The 6,459-nt window shown below is 55.1% G+C and carries 6 protein-coding genes and 1 pseudogene; 1 reads left to right on the top strand and 6 read right to left on the bottom strand.

Annotated features, from left to right (window positions below; all coding sequences use genetic code 11):
* Positions 1-289, top strand: a pseudogene (locus tag ACW9H9_RS28085) (arylesterase); the annotation flags it as partial.
* A gap of 325 nt (positions 290-614) precedes the next feature.
* Here the strand turns inward: ACW9H9_RS28085 and ACW9H9_RS28090 are convergent.
* From ACW9H9_RS28090 to ACW9H9_RS28115, 6 genes are all read right to left on the bottom strand, one after another.
* Positions 615-1,148, bottom strand: coding sequence for a hypothetical protein (locus tag ACW9H9_RS28090; RefSeq protein ID WP_457346618.1), 534 nt, complete (start codon positions 1,146-1,148; stop codon positions 615-617).
* 444 nt (positions 1,149-1,592) lie between these two features.
* The gene (locus ACW9H9_RS28095; protein ID WP_457346619.1) at positions 1,593-2,606 is read right to left on the bottom strand and encodes a hypothetical protein; all 1,014 of its coding nucleotides are present in this window, start codon (positions 2,604-2,606) and stop codon (positions 1,593-1,595) included.
* Between the two features lie 49 nt (positions 2,607-2,655).
* Positions 2,656-3,054 (bottom strand): hypothetical protein, encoded by a 399-nt coding sequence (locus tag ACW9H9_RS28100; protein WP_457346620.1) that lies wholly within the window; start codon positions 3,052-3,054, stop codon positions 2,656-2,658.
* Positions 3,055-3,347: 293 nt separating this feature from the next.
* Positions 3,348-3,680, bottom strand: a complete 333-nt coding sequence (locus tag ACW9H9_RS28105; RefSeq protein ID WP_457346621.1) for a hypothetical protein — start codon at positions 3,678-3,680, stop codon at positions 3,348-3,350.
* Positions 3,681-3,835: 155 nt separating this feature from the next.
* Positions 3,836-4,465, bottom strand: coding sequence for a hypothetical protein (locus ACW9H9_RS28110; protein WP_457346622.1), 630 nt, complete (start codon positions 4,463-4,465; stop codon positions 3,836-3,838).
* 483 nt (positions 4,466-4,948) lie between these two features.
* A complete protein-coding gene (locus ACW9H9_RS28115) occupies positions 4,949-6,232 on the bottom strand; it encodes a tyrosine-type recombinase/integrase (protein ID WP_457346623.1) in 1,284 nt (427 codons plus the stop codon).
* Between the last annotated feature and the right edge of the window lie 227 nt (positions 6,233-6,459).

The following is a 6,459-nucleotide window of genomic DNA, read 5'->3' on the forward strand; positions in this document are numbered from 1 at the left end:
ATTGCAACAAAACCTTGCGGGCATGATTCAGCAGTCGAAGAAGGCGGGGGCCAAGGTGCTGCTTTTGGGTATGCGCTTACCGCCAAATTACGGTGTTCGCTACACGACTGCTTTCGCTGAAGTGTTCCCCCAAGTAGCCAAAGAGAATGACATTCCCTTGGTGCCTTTCTTGCTGGAGGGCATAGGTGGCGTGCCTTCCATGGTTCAGAGTGATGGAATTCACCCTACTGCTGAAGCTCAGTCACGGCTACTGGATAACGTGTGGCCGATGCTGAAGCCGTTGCTTTGAAGTAATCCCTTAGAGGATCAGGAAGACCCGATTGTAGGGAGCAGCCGTTGGGCCTGTCCAGCACGTTTTGTCACAGCTTTGGCCCACCTTTGTCCCAGCTTCAGGGGTCCTTATCGCCTGCCCGTGAGGGTCGTTATGGCGCCTGCGAGGGCACACGGGGGAACGTCAGTGAGTAGAAGCAATGAGGTGGTGATTCCCAAATTTTCTGTATTTTCTCGTTAAGGTCCCTTGAGGTGCCCGTACAGCCAAAAGGCCAGATGGACAGCCACACAAACCAGATAGGCAGCCTGTAAGGTGTCCATGGGGATCTCCTATTGGTTGATGGTTAACGGGTCCTAAGGCCAAGCTCAATGGCCCATGCTTGGGTAATGGTGCCTCTTGCCACGGCAGCGCGTAGACCCTCTTGAGAGTTCTTGTGGGGACGCTTGAGGGCGCTCCAATCGCACTTCTCGTTGAAGGTGTGACGCTCAAGGATGGCAGCGCTATGGTCATTTCCCATGCTGCGCATCTTGTCGGCCACCAATAACGCAACCTCAGGCATCTCAAGGATTGCCTCGAAGGCGTCATAGACCATTGTCTCGAACTCGCGAGATACCCAACCGGCATAGGCAAGGGTTGCCCGCTTATTCGCGTGGGTTGCCGTCATTGCACCAGTCTTAGCGGAATGGGAAAAACCCATTTCCCTCATGTACTGGCCTTCCTTCAGGTTGTTCCACTGACCCGGCTGTTTACCTTTGGGTAGCTTCAGGGTCCGCCAGATGTCAGTCAGGTCCCACATACCGGAGTCGTTAGCCTTGAAGGCTTGACCCTCGATGATGATGACGTGGGAGGCGTGCTTGTGTTGGATGTCGATTGTCATTTCATGATTTCCTTTTGTTTGCTCTCTGAGTTCGCTCCCACAGACCAGCACACAGACCCCATGACGGGCTCTGATCAGTGGCATAGAGAGCAAACAGAAAGACTGTGTTTGTGATGGATGCCCAGCGACGGGCGATAGGGTGAAGCGGGGCCCCTGCCGATCCCTCTCGGGTCGGTCTTACGGGCCAGACTCTCAGGCAGCCTTACCAGCTCTCTCAGCGTCTCTACGATCTCGGTGGCGCTTGGTCTTACGTTGGCGGTTGCGCTCATAGTCCTCGAAGCGGGCCAGAGCAGGTCCCATGGGCAGCCCCTTAAGGGAAGCCGATAGGGCCACCACAAGGCGCTTACGTTCCTTATTGGACATTTGTTGGTGTTGGTTCATGGTATTGGTCTCCTATGAGGAAGCCATAGAGGCCCATTGCGGGCCCCTTAGGAACGGTGGGAATCAGGCAGTCAACTTGATGTTGGTGATCATCGGGAAGGCCACAGCTTCAGTCTGTAGACCATCAGCAGTCAGCTTCACGCGAACCTTGCCGTTGGCGATGATATCAACGATGGTCACGATCTCGATGTCCCATGCTTGATGCGCACCGTTACGGGTCGCTTCGATCTTCCAGATGTCGCCGTTACGGCCTTCGCGGTAACTCAGAGAAGTGAACATCTTAGGCAGCATAAACAGACCATAGTCAGTGCCCGAGTAAGGCTGCACAGAGGTGCTGATCAGAGCCTCAATATCCTCGACACCGGCACGCTGAGCAGCACGCTCAAGAATCGCCAGCAGGGACGCAGGCAGCAGGACCACGAAGTCTTCAAGGGTCGAGCCTACGGTCAGGTTTACGTGGGTCGTCAAGATGTCGATGAGGTCCTCAGCGATCTCTACAGGCTTGCCGGTTGGCTTAGCCACAGAGAAGCTCTCGGTGCTTGGGGCGGTCGAAAGGATCTTAGCGATGCTCCCAGCTGCCTCATACTCAATGTCCCGCAACAGCTTCTCAGCGGTCTGGTTCATGGACTGCTCAGTGAAGCCAGCCATCAATGTGTGGTCGAGGATGGTGAAGCGCTTGCTAATAAGCAGTGCCTCAGAGGTCGGCTCAGTGAAGATCACAGACCCAGCCAGGACGGGACCCTTCGAGATGGTCTCATTGTCCCAGTTCTTACGAGGATCGAAGCTGACGGTGCGGTCAGCCACGGTGATGATCTGTTGACCACTGGCCTCAGAGCCAGCCGGACGGAACTCGCAAGGGGTTGCCTCCATGGCAGCTTGGCGCCACTCATCGCTGTTTAGGAACTCGTCGAGACCCTCGGTCAGGGCTTCCACGTAGACGGACACATCGGTAGCTGCCAAGTCTTCCGTGCGGACGTTGCCGGGGGCGAACTGGATGGTGCTACCGTTTTCGTAGGTCGATGCCAAGTGCTTAACGTTTTTGGTGGTTGGTGCAACGTATTGGTTATGCAGTTTCATGGGTAGTTCTCCTGAATAGATTGGAATGAGGTGTGATGTCGAGGCGCTGTTACCAGCCAGAGTTACGTCGCGAAGCAGCTCGGACCTTGGCGCTTTGTTCTCGAATGGCAGCCGCTCGGGCCTCTCTGTCAGCCTTCGCTTGGGCCAGCTCACGGGGCGTAGCGACACGGCAGCGCTCAGCATGGGCATTCGCCTCAGCTTGTTGACGAAGACGCAGACGGGCCTTCTCTGACTTGTCTATGGCGTACTCTCGGGCAGCCTCAGGGACCGCATCGAGCGACAGACCGGCCTCAGCGAAGACCTTTACGATCTCAAGTTTACGGCTCTGAACGGTGGCGCATTGAGCGACCAACATGGGCAGCATGATGTTCTCTGCGTAGTCACGGCTCAGGGTCTGACCAGACACGGTGACTTCATTCTTCAGGACGTTTGTGATGTTGATTTGCATGGTGTTGGATCTCCTGTGAGGTGACCCTTTGATCGACCTTGGCGCCATAGACGCGCACGACAAGACGGCAAGGAGGGAGCCGCATGGGCATCTTCCAAGGTCGATCAAAAGGTTCTTGGTTTGGGTTTGTGGCTGATGCTGTATCAGGACATGGCAAGCCTGAGAGGCATCGAAAGGACAACCGTGGCGACGGTCGTTGCTACTGGCGAGGGACGACTGACAAGAATCTTTTATTGGATTCTCTGAGGGTCTCCCAATAGTGAGGGGTTTTAAACGACACCTTGACGGACACCTTAAACCCTGAGCGAGATTCGATCAGTTCCCGTCAAGGGAATCCTCAAGGGTGACGAAGCGATGGCTTGAAGGCAGACCCCTTGGGCGACCAGATTGGCGACCCGTTCGGCAGTCTTTGCGGATAGCTTAAAGGCGACCTCTTTGAGCATGGCATCAGTGTCGAAGGTGACGACCCCAGAACAGTAGTTCCTAAAGGATGCGCTTTGATTCTTCAGGACTCTACGAAGCTCAATCAGTTGAGGTCGTGAAGGTGCTGGGAAGACCCGTGACAAGGTGATGAGGTCGTCTTCAGTGAGCTGGGAGTTTGCTGGGCAGGTGATGAGAGCGGTCATGTGAGTTCTCCTTGGCGATGATCTTTAAGGTTCCTTTTCGATGAGGGTTGTAATTAACATTTCCCTCTTCCAATGAGTCTGGTCGATAAGATGGCCGATCCGGTGTCGATGAGGCTGAAAGGTGGTCTTAGAGTTTTTCTCTCTATTATCCGTCGTTAAGCCTGAGATGCCCGGAATAGAGCCTCTACAGCCAACTCAGCCTCAAGCTCAGCCTTCAGCGCTGGATGTCTCTCCACATACGAAGCGATCCCATGGGCAGCATGTCGGGCGGCCTTGGCGATGCGCTGGGCGGTACGCAAGGTGTGCTCGCTGGTCATGCAGGCATCCGCTGAGATTTCCGTGAGGAACAACGCACCGATGACAGCTCGGGTCTTCACGTTGATCTTCCCGTTGCTGACTCCTGCGCTTGTCAGGATTGAACCGTGGATGATGTCGTCCACCCAAGGCAGCGGATCGGGAACCGTGAGGAATGGCATAAAGGCAGCCGCTGGGTTCTTGAAGACGGTCTTGGGTCGGCCACGGCCTTGCTTGACGATTGGCTCGGCAGCTTCGACAACTGGAGCAGCCTTCGATAAGGAATAGCGGGCGGTGGTGTAGTCGGTGGTCAGGTTCGTATCAGTACGCCGCTGGGCTGCCCATACTTGGAACTCAGCATTACGGCTCTTGGGTAGAACGATGTCGTTTCGAGCAAGGATCTCGCCTGTGATCGGGTCAACGTGGAAAAGCTGCCCGGCCTCGTGATCGACGTGGCGGTGGTACGGGCCGGGGATGGTCAGGTTGGTCATTGGATGGTCCTCATGTTGTTGTTCGCAACAGTGAGGGGTTTTACGACAGCGACTTTCTCGCCGTACTTAGTGAGGGTTTTTGCAAGCTCGCCAGAAGCGCCACAGTCAGCGGTCACCTTGGTCCATGCCATGACATAGGAAGGGTGCTGAACGTGGCGTGATGGCGATTTCAGAAGGTCGATTTTTTGAGGATTAAGCGAAAAACCATAGATTTTACATGGATTAACGCGCTCCTACGCTCTCGCTGCAAGGCCAGGACCCAGCGAGTCGATTGGATTTCATGTAGAAGCGCTACAGGCCCAGCATCAAGGACAATTTCGGACCAAGGAACGCTACTAACTTCCACATGCCATAAAGTGCGGCGAAGCTGAGAATCCAAGAGGCAGCGGTCAACAAGTGATCAGCTAATCGTTCCATGAATGGCCTTCCATCTGATTAAAAGGCCATTCTATGATGGCGACTCGCCATTCAGCTACCTCATGACTATGCCTTGAGGGCCTTCTTGAGTTCCGCAGCGAGCTTCCCTACAGGTATGCCAGAACCATAGTTGTCAAAGGTGATGGTTCGGGATGAGTGCCCAGTGATGGCCTGAGCGTAAGCCACAGGAACCCCTTCAGCTTGCAGCGAAGACGCCATGAAGTGCCTCAGTGAGTGCAGCGTCTGGGTTGTCTCACGGGTCTCCCCAAGGATTGTCTTCATCAGAGTGCCGAGGTTCCTACTGGCCTTCATTGGGTTGACGCCATGGTCAGAGGGTAGAGCGCCCGACTCGACAGCCTTGAGGAACTCGCTCAGGTCAAATGTATTGAACGCACCGTCGATCAGTGGAATGGTCCGGTCACTGTGCTTGTTCTTGATCGACTTGTTAGGGCCATCTTCATTGATATGAATGCACCAGAGACCATCGACCTGTTTGATGTCCTGCTTGGTCAGGTAGGCAATCTCCCCGACACGAGCCCCAGTGATTGCCAAAAGGGACAGACCCCAGCGCTCCCATGAGTCGGCTGGCAGTTCTGCCGCGTGGGTCATCAGGGTGACTACTTGGTCCTTGGTGAAGCTTTCACGCTTGCTATCGGTGCCCTTGGTCAACTTGAGGTTCGAGGTGTACGCCTTGGTCAGGTAGTCGTTGTTAACTGCCCAGTCCATGACGGTCATCATCTTGGTGAGGATGTTGTTCACAGTTGAGCGTTCACGACCCACAAGCAAGGCCGTCCTGATTGCCACCATGTGGTCATGGGTGTGGGTCCTGAGGTCAGTCAATCCGATTTCCTCAAAGGCGCCCTTGATGGCCTTGTAATTGACCAACATGCTCGCCTTGGTGGACTCCTTGATGTTGATGGTGTGCGCGCTTAGATACTTGTTGGACAGGAAGTCCCACGTCAGGGGGCCTCCAGACGGTAATACAGATAGAGACAGAGAAGGGGCTACAGGCGTGCTACAAGCCTCACCCTTGAGGTCCCTTACGATCTCGACCAGCTTTCCCGGCCTGCCCTCCAAGCGCTCCTGAGCGGCCTCAAGGATCTCTAAGGCCTTGCTCACGGCTCTTTGCTGATTGACGCTCAAAGGGAGCTTGGCGCTCGCCTCACGAAGGGCAACATGCTGCTCATCATGGATCATCTCGTAGGCCACCAATGAGCCGTCACCATGGGCCATCGTCAGGCAGGACTCAGCAATGTCCTCAAGACGCCCTCTCAGCTCATCCCAAGTTGCCATTGGGTTGTCGAAGTGGAAGTCCTTGAGCGTCTGGAGGATTTCTTGGGAGATGGTCATAGCGGTGGCCTTGTCGGTGGTCCTGAGCGATAGCGTGAAGAAGCCCTTAGCGGTGCCCTGAGGGCGAAGGCGAAGGTAATAGCGACCAGACCGACGATAGTGGTACGGCTTGGCGAGGGCGGTTTGTAACAGGTTTGTCCCACTTTGAGGATGCTGAGAGGCGGTCATTAGTCGGAACCCTTGAGTTTATTGGGTTCCTGTCCTCAGGTCGGGATTGCAACAAAATC

Source organism: Pseudomonas sp. SDO5215_S409, assembly GCF_054071325.1.

Bases quoted from the DNA above. Each gene is read 5' to 3' on its own strand.
- ACW9H9_RS28090 (WP_457346618.1), bottom strand. From the start codon at position 1,148: ATGACAATCGACATCCAACACAAGCACGCCTCCCACGTCATCATCATC.
- ACW9H9_RS28095 (WP_457346619.1), bottom strand. From the start codon at position 2,606: ATGAAACTGCATAACCAATACGTTGCACCAACCACCAAAAACGTTAAG.
- ACW9H9_RS28100 (WP_457346620.1), bottom strand. From the start codon at position 3,054: ATGCAAATCAACATCACAAACGTCCTGAAGAATGAAGTCACCGTGTCT.
- ACW9H9_RS28105 (WP_457346621.1), bottom strand. From the start codon at position 3,680: ATGACCGCTCTCATCACCTGCCCAGCAAACTCCCAGCTCACTGAAGAC.
- ACW9H9_RS28110 (WP_457346622.1), bottom strand. From the start codon at position 4,465: ATGACCAACCTGACCATCCCCGGCCCGTACCACCGCCACGTCGATCAC.
- ACW9H9_RS28115 (WP_457346623.1), bottom strand. From the start codon at position 6,232: ATGACCATCTCCCAAGAAATCCTCCAGACGCTCAAGGACTTCCACTTC.